Origin of the sequence: Streptomyces curacoi (assembly GCF_001513975.1) — a bacterium.
Lineage (GTDB): Bacteria > Actinomycetota > Actinomycetes > Streptomycetales > Streptomycetaceae > Streptomyces > Streptomyces curacoi.
Genome location: NZ_KQ947992.1, coordinates 20,388 through 36,552 on the forward strand (window position 1 = coordinate 20,388; position 16,165 = coordinate 36,552).

The following is a 16,165-nucleotide window of genomic DNA, read 5'->3' on the forward strand; positions in this document are numbered from 1 at the left end:
AGAGACGATGGTACGGCGCGGTAGCCATCCCCCGGAAAGCCCGTCACCGGTCGTCTACGTCACGTCCCGGCGACCGATCTGCCGGGAATACCCCGTGCTCGCGGTGACCGTTGTGCCGCTCCTCCAGCTCCTTCGTCAGGTCCTGCAGCTCCGAGCGCATCCAGTCGCGGGTGGCCACCTCGCCCAGGCCGATGCGCAGCGCGGCGATCTCCCTGGTCAGGTACTCGGTGTCGGCGATCGACCGCTCGTTCTGTTTGCGGTCCTGTTCGAGATTGACCCGGTCGCGGTCGTCCTGCCGGTTCTGGGCGAGCAGGATCAGCGGGGCGGCGTACGAGGCCTGCAGGGACAGGACCAGGGTCAGGAAGATGAACGGGTACTCGTCCCAGCGCAGGTCGCTCGGCGCTGCGATGTTCCACAGCACCCACACGATGATCACGACCGTCATCCAGACGAGGAACCGCCCGGTGCCGATGAAGCGGGCGATGCGCTCCGACAGCCGTCCGAAGGCCTCCGGATCCCACTCGGGCAGGATGCGGCGGCGCGGCGGGCGGGGTTGGTCGAGGCGTGTGCGGTGCGCCCGGGTGGCCGCGGTGGCGCCCGACACCGTGCGCTCGCGCGTGCTCTCGCGCTCAGGAGCCATGCGCCGTCACCCCCTCGTCCAGGTGGAACTCCGTCTCCCGCCAGTCCTCGGGCAGCATGTGGTCCAGTACGTCGTCCACGGTCACCACGCCCAGCAGCGAACCCGACTCGTCGACGACGGGCGCCGCGACCATGTCGTACGTCGCGAAGAACCCGGCGACGACCGGCAGCGCGGCGTCCGGCTCCAGGGGTTCGAGGGCCTCGTCGACGAGCGAGCTGACCAGGGTGTACGGCGGGTCGCGCAGCAGACGCTGGAAGTGGACCGTGCCGAGGTACTTGCCGGTGGGCGTCTCGTCGGGCGGGCGGCAGACGTAGACCTGGGCGGCGAGGGCGGGCGACAGGTCGGGGTTGCGGACCCGGGCGAGGGCGTCGGCGACGGTGGCGTCCGGGCGCAGGATGATCGGCTCGGTGGTCATCAAGCCGCCCGCCGTGTGCTCCTCGTACGCCATCAGGCGGCGCATGTCGGCCGCGTCGGCGGGCTGCATCAGGCTCAGCAGCCGCTCCTGGTCGTCCTCCGGGAGCTCGCTGAGCAGATCGGCCGCGTCGTCGGGGTCCATGGCCTCCAGGACGTCGGCGGCGCGCTCCTCCTTCAGCTTGCCGAGGATCTCGATCTGGTCGTCCTCCGGGAGCTCTTCGAGTACGTCGGCGAGGCGGTCGTCGTCGAGGGCGGCGGCGACCTCGGCGCGGCGCTTGGGGGAGAGGTGGTGCAGGACGTTGGCGAGGTCGGCGGGGCGCAGCTGCTCGAAGGTGGCCAGCAGGCTCTCGGCGCCCTGCCCCTTCTCCTCCGCGGAGAAGCCGGTGACGGCGGACCACTCGACGGTCAGCGACTCGCCCTTGGCGCGCCGGAAGGCCCCGCTCTTGCCGCCCTTGCGTACGTACACCTTGTCGATCTCCCACTCCCGGCGGGCCGGCAGCTGGTGCACCGACAGATCGAGGACGGTGACCTCCTCGCCGGTCTCGACGAGGGTGACGCGCCGGTCGAGCAGCTCGCCGAAGACCAGGCGCTCGGTGGGGCGCTGCTCGAAGCGGCGGACGTTGAGCACGCCGGTGGTGATGACCTGGCCGGACTCGATGCTGGTCACCCGGGTCATGGGCAGGAAGATGCGGCGCCGGGTGGCGAGTTCGACGACCAGGCCGAGCAGGCGCGGGGGGCGTCGGCCGACGCGCAGCATGACGACGAGATCGCGGACCCGGCCGACCTGGTCGCCGTTCGGGTCGAAAGCGGCGACGCCGGCGAGATGCGAGACGAAGATCCGGGGAGCGCCGGCTGCCATGGCTGCGGCTCCTTTGCGTGCTGGTGTGCCGAGTTGTTGTTGCTGTTCCGCTGACTGTGCCGGTTATCCGAATTGCCCGCTCAGGTGGGCTTCAGGCTAGCCCGTACGGATCCGGTACGCCCTGGTGAGCCGTCCGGACGGACTGGCTCCGCCTGGGCCGTGAGGCCCCGGTACGCTGCGTACGCCGCTCGGGTCCCACCACAGAAAGGCAGCCCCACCTGTGACTGCGATTCCCCAGGGTCGTACGCGCCGGGCCGCGCTGATGAGCGCAGTGTGCGCCCTGGTCGTGTCGGGAACAGGACTGACGGGATGCAGTGAGGACCCCGACGAGGGCACCAACGGGGTCGGCAGGCTGCCGGCCGCCGAGATCCAGCGCAAGACCCGTACGGCCGCCGACTCCGCCGACGCGGTACGCCTCTCCGGGAACGTGGTCACCAGCGGGCGCACATACAAACTCGACATGCGGCTGAAGTCCGACGGCGCGACGGGCTCGGTCACCTCGCAGGGGTCGACATTCCAGCTGCTGAGGGTCGGCGAGCAGCTGTATCTGAAGGCCGACGCCGGCTTCTGGAGCGATGCGGGCGGGGAGGGCGGCACCGGCGCGGCGGACGCGGCGGCCGCGGACAAGCTGGACGGCAAGTATGTGAAGGTGCCGCAGGGCGACCCCTCGTACAAGAAGTTCAGCGGTTTCACGGACAAGGACGTCCTCCTCGACGGGCTGTTGACCCTCCACGGCACGCTGGCGACGGACGGCCACCACGAACAGGCGGGCACCCGCACCATCCGCATCACCGGCGACGCCGGCTCCGGCGGCACCCTCGACGTCTCCCTGGAGGGCACCCCCTACCCCCTCCGTCTGACGCGAGCGGGCGGCGGGGGCACGCTGACCTTCTCCGCCTGGGGCGCGGACTTCGCCCTGGAGAAGCCCGCCAAGGACGAAACGGTGGACTACGGCCAGCAGCTGCCGACCTCGTAGGCGAAAGGAACCTACTTCCGCTTACGCCGCTTCAGCAGCAGCCGCGGCAGCCCCGCGGGGATCGGCTGCCGAGTCGTCGCCGAAGTCGGCAGCGGCGCCTCGGCCAGCGAGCCGTCCGGCAAGGGCGTCGTCGTGCCCGTCGGCTCCAGGCGGAGCACCCGGCATTCCCGCGCCCACCGCTGCGGCATCGCCTCGCCGTCCGGGGCGTTCAGGCGCTTGCCCTTGAGCTCGGCGACCGTGGCCTCCCACTGCTCGGTCCCCGGCGCCAGCTCCACGACCTTCGCCGCCCACGAGACCAGTCGGCCGCCCTTGTCCTTGCTGCGGACCGTCACCTCGGCCACGGCCCCGTCGGCCAGCCCCGGCAGCGGCTGCTCGCCCGGACCGTCGCCGACGACACACGCCGCACCGTCGTGCCACACGTGCCACAGCGTCCGCGCCGGGACACCGGGCCCCTTGACCCAGATGAGGCCGGACTTCTTCGTGGCCTCCTCGACGAGGGCCTGGTCGAGCAGCTCGCTTGTCATGGCCCAAGACTATCCAGCGGTGCCCGGCCCGGTCAGAGCCATCCGTTCCGCTTCAGCGTGCGGTGGATGCCCAGACAGATGGCCACCGTGATGCTCATGACCACCGGATAGCCGTACTTCCAGTGCGTCTCCGGCATGTAGTCGAAGTTCATGCCGTACACACCGCACACCATCGTCGGTACGGCGATGATCGCGGCCCACGACGTGATCTTCCGCATGTCCTCGTTCTGCGCCACGGACGCCTGCGCGAGGTTGGCCTGGAGGATGGAGTTCAGGAGCTCGTCGAAGCCGACGACCTGCTCGTGCACGCGGGCCACGTGGTCGGCCACGTCCCGGAAGTACTTCTGGATGTCCGGGTCGATCAGCCGCATCGGCCGCTCGCTGAGCAGCTGCATGGGCCGCAGCAGCGGCGCGACCGCCCGCTTGAACTCCAGCACCTCACGCTTGAGCTGGTAGATCCGCCCCGCGTCCGTACCGCGCGGCGAGCCCTTGCGCCCCGGTGAGAAGACCTCGGTCTCCACCTCGTCGATGTCGTCCTGCACCGCGTCGGCGACCGCGAGGTACCCGTCGACGACATGGTCGGCGATCGCGTGCAGCACGGCTGACGGACCCTTGGCGAGCAGCTCGGGGTCGTCCTGGAGGCGGTGCCGCAGGGCCCGCAGGGAGCCCTGGCCGCCGTGCCGGACGGTGATGAAGAAGTCCCGGCCGGTGAAGCACATGACCTCGCCGGTCTCCACGACCTCGCTGTTGGCGGTGAGTTCGTCGTGCTCGACGTAGTGGATGGTCTTGAAGACGGTGAAGAGCGAGTCGTCGTAGCGCTCCAGCTTGGGCCGCTGGTGGGCCTGCACCGCGTCCTCGACGGCCAGCGGGTGCAGCCCGAACTCGCCGGCGATACCGGCGAATTCGGCCTCGGTCGGCTCGTGCAGCCCGATCCACACGAAGCCTCCGTCGCGCCGCACCTGGCGCATCGCCTCGTGCGGGGTGAGGGGCTCGGGGCTCTCGACCCGGGCGCCGTCGCGGTAGACGCCGCAGTCGACGACGGCGGAGGGCGTCGCGGGGTCACGGGTGGTGTCGTACGCGCCGTTGTCCTTGCGCAGCGAGACGCGGGACGGGCGGACCACGGCACGCAGGTCGCGGATCATCGACATGAGCAGGCTCCTTCGCAACGGGCAACGAAGCGTGGAGGGCCGCGGCACGGGTGGAACTGCCCGGAATGGGGACGTCCTGGCCTCAGGATGTTTGGCACGTCCACAAAGCGGGGAGCACCGCACCGTCGCGGTGGTGGGCTTCGTTGCTGGTGTAGATCAGGCCGATCAGGCAAAGCGAAACGAAGTGCTCTTCCGTGGAAGGACGCAAGCGTGAAAGGGCGGCGGTCAGCCGGAGCGGAACAGCCGAATCAGCTACATCAGTGGCGGGAAGAGCGAGTGGTACTGCACGGTCGACTTCGATCCATGACAGCCCCACCTCCTCCGGCCGGTCCCTCGTGAGGGACGTTCCATACCCCGTTCGGGGTTCCCCGTAGGGGAGTCGCAATCCGGCGTCGGGACTCGATCGCGACGCTTCTGCGTGCTGCCCCGAACACCGGGCAAGAGTATCAGCCGACTGAAGTGTCAAGGCGCTGCTTTGCCCGGTACTGACGAGTTCTATGCTCGCCGCATGGCTGATGTTCTTCCTCTGGTCGAGGCCCGGTTGCGCACCGCGCTGGGCGAACCGGACGCGCGCGCGGCGGTCACCTTCCTCGGTACGGACCGCATCGAGGTGCTCCGTTTCCAGGAGGGCGACATCGTCCGCTACGCCACCCTCGGCATGTCCGCGCAGCCCATGAACGACCCCACCGCGATGGTCGCCGACCCGGTCAAGGGCCCCCGCGCCGAGCTGATCCTCTCGGTCCGTTCCGGGGTCGCCGACACCGACAAGGTGCTCCGCCCGCTCGCCGTGCTCGCCGCGTCCCCGCAGGTGGAGGGCGTGATCGTGGCGCCGGGCGCCTCTTTGGACGTCGGTGAACCGCTGTGGCCCGGCGCACCCTTCACCTCGGTCCTGGTCGCCGAGCCGGGCGGCCTGGTCGAGGACCTGGAGCTCGACGCGCCCGCCGGCCCCGTGCACTTCCTGCCGCTGCTGCCCATGACCCCGAACGAGGCCGCCTGGAAGCGCGTGCACGGCGCCCAGGCCCTCCAGGAGCGCTGGCTGACGAGCGGGACGGACCTGCGGGATCCCGCCCGCAGGTCCGTCCCGCTGGAGTGACCGGGGCGTGAGGAACCTCACCAACGGGTGGCCGAAAAGCGTCAGTTGGCGAACACGGCGACGCTGTCCTCCGTCGCGTGCTTCGTCTCCAGCTCCTCCGCGTCGTGCGTGAGCGCCTTGCGCCGTACGACGGCCACGAGCGCGCCGGCCACGGCCGTGACCGCCGCCACGACGAACGGGATGCGGATGCTGCCGGTCCACTCCTCGATCCGCGGCGCGAAGTAGGGCGCGGCTGCCGCCGCGAACCAGCGCACGAAGTTGTAGCCGGCGCTCGCGACGGGGCGCGGCGCGTCGGAGACGCCGAGGGCCAGCTCCGTGTAGACGGTGTTGTTCACGCCGATGAACGCACCGGACAGGACCGTGCAGACGACGGCGGTGGCATGGTCGCCGTAGCCGAGGACGAGCACGTCCACGGCGAGCAGCACCAGCGAGCCGCCGAGCACCCGCAGCGATCCGAACCGCTCCTGCAGGCGCGGCGCCACGACCACCGAGAACACGGCGAGCAGCACGCCCCAGGCGAAGAACACCGCCCCCGACCGGTACGGGCTCATGTCCAGCACGAACGGCGTGAAGGCCAGCACGGTGAAGAACGTGTAGTTGTAGAAGAACGCCGAGACCGCCGCGGACGCGAGGCCGCCGTGGCCGAGCGCCCTGATCGGATCCGTGAGCGAGGTCCTGCGGGCCGGCTTCGGCTGCTCCTTCAGGAACGCCGCGATGCACAGGAAGCCCACCGCCATCAGCAGGGCCGTACCGAAGAACGGGTAGCGCCAGCTGGCGTCCCCGAGCAGCGCGCCCAGCAGCGGCCCGCACGCCATGCCGAGGCCGAGGGCGGACTCGTACAGCAGGATCGCCGCCGCGCTGCCGCCGGCCGCCGCGCCGACGATGACGGCGAGGGCGGTGGAGACGAACAGGGCGTTGCCGAGCCCCCAGCCCGCCCGGTACCCGACCAGTTCGCCGACCGATCCTGACGTGCCCGCGAGTCCCGCGAAGACGACCACGAACGCGAGGCCGAGCAGCAGGGTCCTACGGCCGCCGATACGGCTGGAGACGAAGCCGGTGACCAGCATCGCCACGGCGGTGATGAGGAAGTACGAGGTGAAGAGCAGGGATACCTGGCCGGCCGTGGCGTTCAGACCGCCGGCGATGGACGGCAGGATCGGGTCGACGAGGCCGATGCCCATGAAGGCGACGACGGATGCGCCGGCGGTCGCCCATACGGCCGTCGGCTGGCGCAGAGAGATAGATGGCATATACACATATTAAGTTAGGCATGTTAACGATGCAAAGGTCATCCGGCCTCCTTGGTGAACCGGTTCCGCCCGGACGGGTGATCGTCCTTGACGTGACGCACAAGGGGTAGGACCGTGGAGCCCTATGAGGGGCGAACCCAGTTGCCCGAAGTGTGGTGGCCGGGTCAGGGCTCCCGGACTCTTCGCCGACACCTGGCAGTGCGATGTGCACGGCACCGTGCATCCGGTGCAGCCCGTGATCCCGCCCAGCGTCGAGGCCCTCAGTGTCGTCGTGCATCGCACGCAGGTGCCGGTGTGGATGCCGTGGCCGCTGCCGATCGGCTGGCTGTTCACGGGCGTGGCCAGCGCGGGAGACGACCGCAGCGGCGGCCGTGCGAGCGCCGTGGCCTGCTCCGGACCCGGCCCGCTCGGTGGCATGGGCGAGCTGATCCTGGTCGCCGAGGAGCTCGGCGTCGGCCTCGGCGCGCGCTACGCGGGCATCGACGGCCCGGACCCGGGGCCGTACATGAACGTCGAGAAGCCACCCCAGACCAAGGTTCTCGCCGCCGGACGCCCGACCCCGTTGTGGCATGTCTACCGCACCCCGGACGACCGCGCCGTCTTCGCGGGGGAGGCGCTCGGGATGTGGCTGTGGGCGGTCATCTGGCCGGAGCAGTCGGGGTTGTTGATGTACGACGAGCTGGTGCTGACGGATCTGCGGGACGCGGGGGCGGAGGTGGAGCTGGTGCCTTGCGGGGCACTGTCGCCGCGCCTGCTCGAACCCTAGGAGCCGGCTGAGGGGCTGTGCGGGGGTGTCGGCTGTGTAGGGGCCGCTGTGTAGGGGGCCCGCTGTGTAGGGGGTGCTGTGCGGCTGCGGGTGCGACAGGGGCTGTTGAAAATCCGGTTATCCTTGAGCGTCCCCTTCCGTCCCGTCGCCGTCTGGAGTCCGCGTCGTGCGCATCGATCTGCACACCCACTCCACCGCTTCCGACGGTACGGACACCCCGGCCGACCTGGTGCGGCACGCCGCCGCGGCCGGACTGGACGTCGTGGCGCTCACCGACCACGACACCACCCGCGGCCACACCGAGGCGATCGCCGCGCTGCCGCGGGGGCTCACCCTCGTCACCGGCGCCGAGCTGTCCTGTCGTATCGACGGCATCAGCATGCACATGCTGGCCTACCTCTTCGACCCCGAGGAGCCGGCGCTGCTCGCCGAGCGCGAGCTGGTGCGCGACGACCGGGTGCCCCGGGCTCAGGGCATGGTCGCCAAGCTCAACGAGCTGGGTGTGCCGGTCACCTGGGAGCAGGTGTCGCGGATCGCGGGTGACGGATCGGTCGGCCGGCCGCATGTCGCCACCGCGCTGGTCGAGCTCGGTGTCGTCCCGACCGTGGGCGACGCCTTCACCCAGGACTGGCTGGCCGACGGCGGCCGGGCCTTCGTGGAGAAGCACGAGACCGACCCGTTCGAGGCGATCCGGCTGATCAAGGCCGCGGGCGGCGTCGCCGTCTTCGCGCACCCCGCCGCCAGCAAACGGGGCCGTACCGTACCGGAGTCCGCGATCGCGGAGATGGCCGCGGCCGGGCTCGACGGCATCGAGGTCGACCACATGGACCACGATCCCGACACGCGTGCGAGGCTGCGCGGCCTCGCGAAGGAACTCGGGCTGCTGACGACCGGGTCCAGCGACTACCACGGCAGCCGCAAGACATGCGTGCTCGGCGAGTACACGACGGACCCCGAGGTGTACGGCGAGATCACGCGGCGCGCGACCGGCGCGTTTCCCGTCCCGGGGACCGGCGGGGTCTAGGCCGGTCACCTTTCACGTCCGTTCAGAGGCACCCGGCGCTGTCGGCTGTGCCCAACCGTTCCGCCCTGCGGAACGTCTGCCCACAGCGGTAGCGGCGCAGCGGCAGTAACCCGGCCCCGCCTGCCCACCGCGCGTATCACTCACCTCGCAAGGCCTCTTTCGCATGTTCGACCTCGCCGTCTTCGGCTCCCTCTTCCTGACCCTCTTCGTCATCATGGATCCCCCCGGGATCACCCCGATCTTCCTCGCGCTCACCGCCGGCCGCCCGGCCAAGGTGCAGCGGCGGATGGCCTTGCAGGCCGTCTGTGTGGCGGGCGGGGTGATCACGGTGTTCGGGCTCCTCGGCCACCAGATCCTCAACTACCTGCACGTCTCCGTCCCCGCGCTGATGATCGCGGGCGGGCTGCTGCTCCTGCTGATCGCACTCGACCTGCTCACCGGCAAGACGGACGAGCCGAAGCAGACCAAGGACGTCAACGTCGCCCTCGTCCCGCTGGGCATGCCGCTGCTGGCCGGGCCGGGTGCGATCGTGTCGGTCATCCTCGCCGTGCAGAAGGCCGACAGCGTCAGCACGCAGGTGTCGGTGTGGTCGGCGATCCTCGCCATCCATGTCGTCCTGTGGCTCGTGATGCGGTACTCGCTGCTGATCATCAGGGTCATCAAGGACGGCGGCGTGGTCCTGGTGACGCGGCTCGCGGGCATGATGCTGTCGGCGATCGCGGTGCAGCAGATCATCAACGGGGTGACCCAGGTGATCCAGGGGAGCTGAGGCCGCCTCCCCTCGCATGCACAAGGGCCCCGTACGGCGTCGTAGCCGTACGGGGCCCTGAAGCTTCAATAATTATTACGAGGCCGTGGGTTCGGTCGGGCGGATCCAAAGTCGCTGGCCGATAGCCGCGGCCTGCTGAACGATCCGGTTGACGGAGGCCGCGTCCACGACGGTGCTGTCCACGGGGGTCCCGTCGACCTCGTCGAGTCGCATGATCTCGAAGCGCACTGCTTCTCCCTTCGTCTGGTCATCCTCCTGAGGAGAACTACTGCGTTACACACGTATGCAACGGTCTGCGTGTTACAAACATTCCCTACGCTAAAGAAATTTTTCGAACGTCTAACTACTGACCGGTAAGTGGTCGGTGAGTGATCAAGGTGGGACTGACTGGGACCGGTTGTGTTCGCAACGTGACCGCCGGGACAATGGAGGCGATGAACGACGACCTCGCGGCGCTCGCCGCCCGCATCGACCACACCAACGAGCTGCTGCAACGCATGCTCGCCGAGGTGGCGAAGACGCCCTCGACCCATGCGATCTTCGTCGACGCGGGCTATCTGTACGCCGCCGCGGGACGGCTGGTCGCCGGGACGGAGGACCGCCGGGCCTTCGATCTGGACGCCGAGGGGCTCATCGAGGCACTCATCGACCGGGCCCGCACGATCTTCGCGGACAGCAGGCTGCTGCGGGTCTACTGGTACGACGGCGCCCGGCGCCGCATCCACACCGCGGAACAGCAGTCGATCGCCGAACTCCCCGACGTGAAGGTACGGCTGGGCAACCTCAACGCCAACAACCAGCAAAAGGGCGTCGACTCACTGATCAGGACCGACCTGGAGTCCCTGGCCAGACACCGCGCCATCAGCGACGCGGCCCTGCTCGGCGGGGACGAGGACCTGGTGTCGGCGGTCGAGGCGGCGCAGGGCTACGGGGCGCGGGTGCACCTGTGGGGCATCGAGGCACCGGAAGGCCGCAACCAGGCCGAGCCCCTGCTCTGGGAGGTCGACAGCCAGCGCACCTTCGACCTCGACTTCTTCAAGCCGTACGTCTCCCGGCGCACGGCCGCCGCGTACGAGGCGGCGGGGGCTCGGCCGACGCGGGAGGACGTCCGCTTCGTCGGGGCACAGATCGCGGCGAAGTGGCTCGTGGCGCGGGGGCGGGAGTCGCTCGTGGAGCTGCTGCCCGGCCATCCGTATCTGCCCGGGTCGGTGGACCAGGACCTGCTCGTGGAGGCGGAGGGGCTGCTGCAGTACTCGCTGCGCGGGCAGGCGGATCTGCGTCGGGCGCTGCGCGACGGGTTCTGGGAGCACCTGCAGGCGCAGTATTAGCGGCAGTACTAGCGGCAGTACTAGCGGCAGTACTAGCGGCAGTACTAGCGGCAGTGCTGGTTGTCTGCCGGGCCCGGGTCGTCGGCGCCGTCGACGCTGTCCCAGAAGTCGGCGCACGCCTGGGCGGTGTGCAGCGGCTGGTCGGCGTTGGGGGAGTGCTCGGCGCCGGGGATGACCGTCCGGCGGGCGTTCAGCTGTACGGCCATGTCGTCGAGGACCGGGACCGGCCAGGTGTCGTCGCTGGCGCCGGACAGGACGTGGAACGGCAGGGATACGGCGGCGAGCTCGTCGACGCGGTCCGGCTCCGTGCACAACTGACGCCCCGTCGCGAGAAGTTGCGCGGGCTTCGTGGCGAGCCAACGGCGGCGCAGCAGCTCCGGACCGCCGATGCCGCGCGCCGGCCCGCCGACCTCCTCGGGCGGCCCCATGGCGAGGATGGCCTCCCAGGTCTCGGCCATGTTCATCACCGCGAGCGCGTCCCGCAGCAGTTTCACGCGCTGCTGCTGGGAGTCGGAGATCTGGGCGGGGCCCGACGCCATGAGCGTGAGGGAGCGGAACGGGGAGGGGTCGAGGATCACGGCCGCACGGGCGATCTGGCCGCCGAGGGAGTGACCGAGGAGGTGCAGGGGAGCGCCGAGGGCTGCTGCCTGGGCCAGGACGTCACGGGCCAACTCACCCTGGGCATACGCCGATTCGTCGTGCTCGGGGCCGTCGGACTCGTGCTGTCCGCGTCCGTCGACGGCGACCGTGCGGTAGCCGCGCGCCGCGAGCGGCTCGTGCATGAGGGTGAAGTCCTCCTTGCTGCCGGTGAATCCGGGCAGCAGCAGGGCGGTACCTCGGGGCGCCACGCCGGGGGCGGCGGGGGAGTCGACGACGGCGAACGTGCCGCGGGAGGTGTGGAGGGGGTAGGCGCGGGCGTTGGGGGGAGGCGTGAAGGCGGGTTGGGTGGTCACGGGTGGAGGGTATCGGGTGGGCGCGCGGCGGGGACTGCCGAGTAGCGGCCCGGAACCGGCCTGCCGATGCCACCGGTGCAACGCCGACGGCCCGGCCCCACGCGAGGTGGGACCGGGCCGTCGTACGGGGGATCAGCTCTCCGCGGGCTCCGCGGCGGCCGTCACCTTGCGGGTACGGCGAACCCTGGGCTTCGCCTCGGCCGTACCGTCGGCGGCTTCCACGGTCGCCGCGGCCTTGCGGGTACGGCGGCGCGGTGCGGGCGTCTCCGTGGCCTCCGGCTCCCGTGTGGCCTGGGCCGGGATGTCGGCGGTCTCGGTGGCCAAGGTGCTCGCCGCGGTCTTGCGGGTGCGGCGTGCCTTGGGCTTGGCCTCGGTGGCCTCGGCCGTGTCGACGGCGGCTTCGGCGGTGGCCGTCGCCTTGCGGGTGCGGCGCGTCTTGGGCTTGGCCTCGGTGGCCTCGGCCGTGTCGGCGGAAGCCTCAGCGGCGGCCGTCGCCTTGCGCGTCCGGCGGGGCTTGGCCTCGGCGGCCTCCGGCTCCGTCACGGTCGCGGCTGCCTTGCGCGTACGGCGCGGCTTGGCTTCCGTGCCCTCGGCCGTGTCGACGGCGGCCTCCGCGGCGGCCGCGGTCTTGCGAGTGCGGCGTGCCTTGGGCTTGGCCTCGGCAGCCTCCGGCTCCGGGGCCGTCTGGGCCGGGATGTCGGCGGTCTCGGCGGCCACGGTCGTCGCCGCGGTCTTGCGGGTACGGCGCGTCTTGGGCTTGGCCTCGGTGGCCTCGGCCGTGTCCACGGCGGCTTCGGCGGCGGCCGTCGCCTTACGGGTACGGCGCGTCCTGGGCTTGGCCTCGGTCGCCTCCGGGGTCTCCGGTGCGGCCTCGGTGACGCCCTCAGCCGTCTCAACGGCGGCCTCCGCCGTGGTCGTCGCCTTGCGGGTGCGGCGGCGCGGCTTGGTGGCGGCAGCCTCCTCGGGGGCGGCGGCCTGCGGAGCCGTAGCGGCCTCGGACGCCTGCACCGCCTCCGCGACCTTGGCGCCCTCCGTGACCTGCCCGGCCTCCGGAGCCGTCACGGCCTCCGCCTCGGGCGCCGTCACGGCCTCGGCCGAAGTCGCCTCCGCCTCCGCCGACTTGCGCGTCCGGCGGCGGCGCGGCTTGGCCGACGCCTCCTCGGCGGTGTCCAGGGACGGGCCCTCCGCCGTGGTGAGGGCCGCCTCCGCGGCGTCCACGGGCTCGGGTGCGGAGGAGGACGTGGCCGTCACGGCCGGGGCCGGTTCAGCCGACGCCCCGCCGCGCGTGCGGCGACGGCGGCGCGGGGTGCGAGATGCGGTGACCGACTCCGCCGTAGTGGCCTCGGCGGTGTCCTCCGGCGTCGCGGAACCGGCGGCGGGCGCCGGCGTCGCGTCCAGCGGTGCCCCGCCGCGCGTACGGCGGCGGCGACGCGGCGTACGGGCCGGGCGCTCACGGTCGGACGAGGGCGCGTCGCGGGACTCGTCCCGGCCGCCTCGGCCACCGCGACCGCGCCCACCGCGTCCGCCGGTCTCGCCGAGGTCCTCGACCTCCTCCGCCGCCAGCCCGGCGCGCGTGCGCTCCGAGCGGGGCAGGACACCCTTCGTGCCCGCGGGGATGTTCAGTTCCTCGAAGAGGTGCGGGGACGTGGAGTACGTCTCCGGCGGGTCGTTGAAGTTCAGCTCCAGCGCTTTGTTGATCAGTTGCCAGCGCGGGATGTCGTCCCAGTCGACGAGGGTGATCGCGATGCCCTTGGCGCCCGCGCGGCCGGTGCGGCCGATGCGGTGCAGGTACGTCTTCTCCTCTTCCGGCGACTGGTAGTTGATGACGTGCGTCACGCCCTCGACGTCGATACCGCGCGCGGCGACGTCGGTGCAGACGAGGACGTCCACCTTGCCGTTGCGGAAGGCGCGCAGCGCCTGCTCGCGGGCGCCCTGGCCGAGGTCGCCGTGGACCGCGCCGGCGGCGAAACCACGCTGCTGGAGCTGGTCGGCGAGGTCGGCCGCCGTGCGCTTCGTACGGCAGAAGACCATGGCCAGTCCCCGGCCGTCGGCCTGCAGTATGCGCGCGACCATCTCGGGCTTGTCCATGTTGTGCGCCCGGTAGACGAACTGCGCGGTGTTCGCGACCGTCGCGCCCTCGTCGTCCGGCGCCGTGGCGCGGATGTGGGTGGGCTGCGACATGTAGCGGCGCGCGAGGCCGATGACCGCGCCCGGCATGGTCGCCGAGAACAGCATGGTCTGGCGGCGTGCCGGCAGCATGTTGATGATCTTCTCGACGTCGGGCAGGAAGCCCAGGTCGAGCATCTCGTCGGCCTCGTCGAGGACGAGCGCCTTGATGTGCTTGAGGTTGAGCTTCTTCTGGCCGGCGAGGTCCAGCAGTCGGCCCGGGGTGCCGACGATCACGTCGACGCCCTTCTTCAGGGCCTCGACCTGGGGCTCGTAGGCCCGGCCGCCGTAGATGGCGAGGACGCGTACGTTGCGCACCTTGCCCGCGGTCAGCAGGTCGTTGGTGACCTGGGTGCACAGCTCGCGGGTGGGGACGACCACGAGTGCCTGCGGGGCGTCGGTGAGCGCCTCGGGCTTGGCGCGCCCGGCCTCCACGTCGGCGGGGACGGTGACGCGCTCAAGGAGCGGGAGGCCGAAGCCCAGCGTCTTTCCGGTGCCGGTCTTGGCCTGGCCGATGACGTCCGTGCCGGAGAGGGCGACGGGGAGGGTCATCTCCTGGATGGGGAAGGGAGTGGTGATGCCGACGGCTTCCAGGGCCTCGGCGGTCTCGGGAAGGATTCCGAGCTCTCGAAAAGTCGTAGTCAGGGTGCTGCCTCTTCTGTGTGCGCGGTGCGAGGCGAGCGCGGGGGTCTTTGACGGACCGTGCCGGGGGACGTCGGCTGCCATACGGTCGGGCCGTAAGGCACGGGACCACTGCCGACGCTCTAGCGCTCGTACCGCTGAGGGTGTCCCTCCGGTCGTCGTACGCACAGTGCCGTACGGCCGGGGAGGGCTGTCGGGTCGGAGCCGATCGGGCCACCGACCGGGCATCCTCATAACGTGCGGCCCGTCGAGATACGTCTGAGTACTCAGCGGGCGCATTACCACCATACCCCGGAAACGCGCACATGCGATGGCCGAATTGGTCACGTAGTCGGCGTCACAGTGATTGACCAGGGACTTCCGTGACACGGTGAGCGGGCTATTGTGCGCTTCATGACGACGCCTGACAACACCCCTGACGCCTCTGACACCGCTGACTCCACCGTCGAACACACCGGGGTCGCCGCCCAGGACTGGGCCCAGGCCTCCGCCGATCCGCAGTACCGGGCCGCGGTCGTGGACCTGCTCGGCGCGCTGGCCTACGGGGAGCTGGCGGCGTTCGAGCGGCTGGCGGAGGACGCCAAGCTGGCGCCGACGCTGGCGGACAAGGCGGAGCTGGCCAAGATGGCGTCGGCCGAGTTCCACCACTACGAGAAGCTGCGCGACCGGCTCACCGAGATCGGTGCCGAGCCGACCCAGGCCATGGAGCCGTTCGTCGCCGCGCTGGACGGCTTCCACAAGCAGACGGCGCCCTCGGACTGGCTGGAAGGGCTGGTCAAGGCGTACGTCGGGGATTCGATCGCCAGTGACTTCTACCGGGAGGTCGCCGCTCGGCTCGACTCGGACACCCGTGGTCTGGTGCTGGCCGTACTCGACGACACCGGGCACGCGTCGTTCGCCGTCGAGAAGGTACGGGCGGCGATCGATGCCGATCCGCGTGTGGGCGGGCGACTGGCACTGTGGGCGCGGCGTTTGATGGGCGAGGCGCTGTCCCAGTCCCAGCGGGTGGTCGCCGACCGGGACGCGCTGTCCACGATGCTGGTGGGTGGCGTTGCGGACGGGTTCGATCTCGCGGAGGTCGGCAAGATGTTCTCGCGGATCACGGAGGCGCACACGAAGCGGATGGCCGCGCTGGGGCTCGCGGCGTAAGCCCGCCCGACCAGCACCGGGGGCCGCGGCCCCCGGACCGACGGCGTCATTCGTCAGGCGGCCGGTCCTCGGGGTTCACGCGGTCGCCGAGTGCCGGCGGAGTCTTCCCGCGGGGCGTACCAGCAGGGAGAGGGAGGCGGCGGAGACGGTCGCCGCGCCGATGAGGATCAGGAAGAGGTTGCCGAAGTCCAGCGCGGTGTGCGTGATGAAGGCGCCGAAGAGGGCACCGGCGACACCCGTCGGCAGGACCAGGGAGCGCGTCGGCAGCCGGTGCGGCAGGCGGTGGGCAACCGCCCATGCCAGGGCCAGGCCGAGGATCGCGGAGCTGAGCGCTTCCAAGAGCATGTTGGGGTCCCTCCCACATGGCCGGCCTGCTCGAAACAGTCGTAGCCCGTCATACCCCTGACCTGCGGAATGCAATCCTCCCCTGTGATCGACCTGTGCTCCATCCGTGGAGAAGGCCC

General features: G+C 70.9%; 16 protein-coding genes. 7 read left to right on the forward strand and 9 right to left on the reverse strand.

What is annotated here, in order from left to right; translation table 11 throughout:
* Window positions 1-43: 43 nt before the first annotated feature.
* A complete protein-coding gene (locus AQI70_RS28300; protein ID WP_062155007.1) occupies window positions 44-640 on the reverse strand; it encodes a DUF1003 domain-containing protein in 597 nt (198 codons plus the stop codon).
* Window positions 630-1,913 carry a magnesium transporter MgtE N-terminal domain-containing protein gene (locus AQI70_RS28305; protein WP_062155009.1) on the reverse strand — a complete coding sequence of 428 codons (1,284 nt, stop codon included), beginning with the start codon at window positions 1,911-1,913 and terminating at the stop codon, window positions 630-632. Before AQI70_RS28305 ends, AQI70_RS28300 begins: the two co-directional genes overlap by 11 nt.
* A gap of 220 nt (window positions 1,914-2,133) precedes the next feature.
* Between AQI70_RS28305 and AQI70_RS28310 the strand changes: the two genes are divergently transcribed.
* Complete coding sequence (locus tag AQI70_RS28310) at window positions 2,134-2,889, forward strand: hypothetical protein (RefSeq protein WP_062155011.1); 756 nt, start codon at window positions 2,134-2,136, stop codon at window positions 2,887-2,889.
* Window positions 2,890-2,900: 11 nt separating this feature from the next.
* Here AQI70_RS28310 and AQI70_RS28315 read toward each other — a convergent pair whose 3' ends face one another.
* Together AQI70_RS28315 and AQI70_RS28320 are read right to left on the reverse strand one after the other, a co-directional pair.
* Window positions 2,901-3,413 carry a hypothetical protein gene (locus AQI70_RS28315; protein WP_062155012.1) on the reverse strand — a complete coding sequence of 171 codons (513 nt, stop codon included), beginning with the start codon at window positions 3,411-3,413 and terminating at the stop codon, window positions 2,901-2,903.
* A gap of 32 nt (window positions 3,414-3,445) precedes the next feature.
* Entirely contained in the window at window positions 3,446-4,561 is a 1,116-nt protein-coding gene (locus tag AQI70_RS28320; protein WP_062155014.1) for a magnesium and cobalt transport protein CorA, read from the reverse strand.
* A gap of 508 nt (window positions 4,562-5,069) precedes the next feature.
* Between AQI70_RS28320 and AQI70_RS28325 the strand changes: the two genes are divergently transcribed.
* Window positions 5,070-5,654, forward strand: a complete 585-nt coding sequence (locus AQI70_RS28325; protein ID WP_062155016.1) for a suppressor of fused domain protein — start codon at window positions 5,070-5,072, stop codon at window positions 5,652-5,654.
* A 41-nt stretch (window positions 5,655-5,695) separates the two neighbouring features.
* Here the strand turns inward: AQI70_RS28325 and AQI70_RS28330 are convergent, their stop codons facing one another.
* Window positions 5,696-6,904 (reverse strand): MFS transporter, encoded by a 1,209-nt coding sequence (locus AQI70_RS28330; protein WP_062155018.1) that lies wholly within the window; start codon window positions 6,902-6,904, stop codon window positions 5,696-5,698.
* 124 nt (window positions 6,905-7,028) lie between these two features.
* Between AQI70_RS28330 and AQI70_RS28335 the strand changes: the two genes are divergently transcribed.
* The 3 genes from AQI70_RS28335 (at window position 7,029) to AQI70_RS28345 (ending at window position 9,463) form a co-directional block, all read left to right on the forward strand.
* Complete coding sequence (locus AQI70_RS28335) at window positions 7,029-7,670, forward strand: DUF6758 family protein (protein WP_003998130.1); 642 nt, start codon at window positions 7,029-7,031, stop codon at window positions 7,668-7,670.
* 166 nt (window positions 7,671-7,836) lie between these two features.
* Complete coding sequence (locus tag AQI70_RS28340) at window positions 7,837-8,694, forward strand: PHP domain-containing protein (RefSeq protein WP_062155020.1); 858 nt, start codon at window positions 7,837-7,839, stop codon at window positions 8,692-8,694.
* A 163-nt stretch (window positions 8,695-8,857) separates the two neighbouring features.
* Window positions 8,858-9,463 carry a MarC family protein gene (locus AQI70_RS28345; protein ID WP_062155022.1) on the forward strand — a complete coding sequence of 202 codons (606 nt, stop codon included), beginning with the start codon at window positions 8,858-8,860 and terminating at the stop codon, window positions 9,461-9,463.
* A 75-nt stretch (window positions 9,464-9,538) separates the two neighbouring features.
* On the opposite strand, the gene AQI70_RS38770 is transcribed toward AQI70_RS28345, so the two are convergent.
* Window positions 9,539-9,691, reverse strand: a complete 153-nt coding sequence (locus AQI70_RS38770; protein WP_003998127.1) for a hypothetical protein — start codon at window positions 9,689-9,691, stop codon at window positions 9,539-9,541.
* Window positions 9,692-9,897: 206 nt separating this feature from the next.
* Between AQI70_RS38770 and AQI70_RS28350 the strand changes: the two genes are divergently transcribed.
* Window positions 9,898-10,791: an NYN domain-containing protein gene (locus tag AQI70_RS28350; protein ID WP_037886749.1), complete on the forward strand. Its 894-nt coding sequence runs from the start codon at window positions 9,898-9,900 to the stop codon at window positions 10,789-10,791.
* Window positions 10,792-10,835: 44 nt separating this feature from the next.
* Here the strand turns inward: AQI70_RS28350 and AQI70_RS28355 are convergent, their stop codons facing one another.
* The gene (locus AQI70_RS28355) at window positions 10,836-11,744 is read right to left on the reverse strand and encodes an alpha/beta fold hydrolase (protein WP_062155024.1); all 909 of its coding nucleotides are present in this window, start codon (window positions 11,742-11,744) and stop codon (window positions 10,836-10,838) included.
* A gap of 132 nt (window positions 11,745-11,876) precedes the next feature.
* Window positions 11,877-14,462, reverse strand: a complete 2,586-nt coding sequence (locus AQI70_RS28360) for a DEAD/DEAH box helicase (RefSeq protein ID WP_107117103.1) — start codon at window positions 14,460-14,462, stop codon at window positions 11,877-11,879.
* A gap of 474 nt (window positions 14,463-14,936) precedes the next feature.
* Between AQI70_RS28360 and AQI70_RS28365 the strand changes: the two genes are divergently transcribed.
* Complete coding sequence (locus AQI70_RS28365; RefSeq protein WP_062155028.1) at window positions 14,937-15,701, forward strand: ferritin-like fold-containing protein; 765 nt, start codon at window positions 14,937-14,939, stop codon at window positions 15,699-15,701.
* 75 nt (window positions 15,702-15,776) lie between these two features.
* On the opposite strand, the gene AQI70_RS28370 is transcribed toward AQI70_RS28365, so the two are convergent.
* A complete protein-coding gene (locus AQI70_RS28370) occupies window positions 15,777-16,046 on the reverse strand; it encodes a hypothetical protein (RefSeq protein WP_003998122.1) in 270 nt (89 codons plus the stop codon).
* Window positions 16,047-16,165 lie beyond the last annotated feature (119 nt).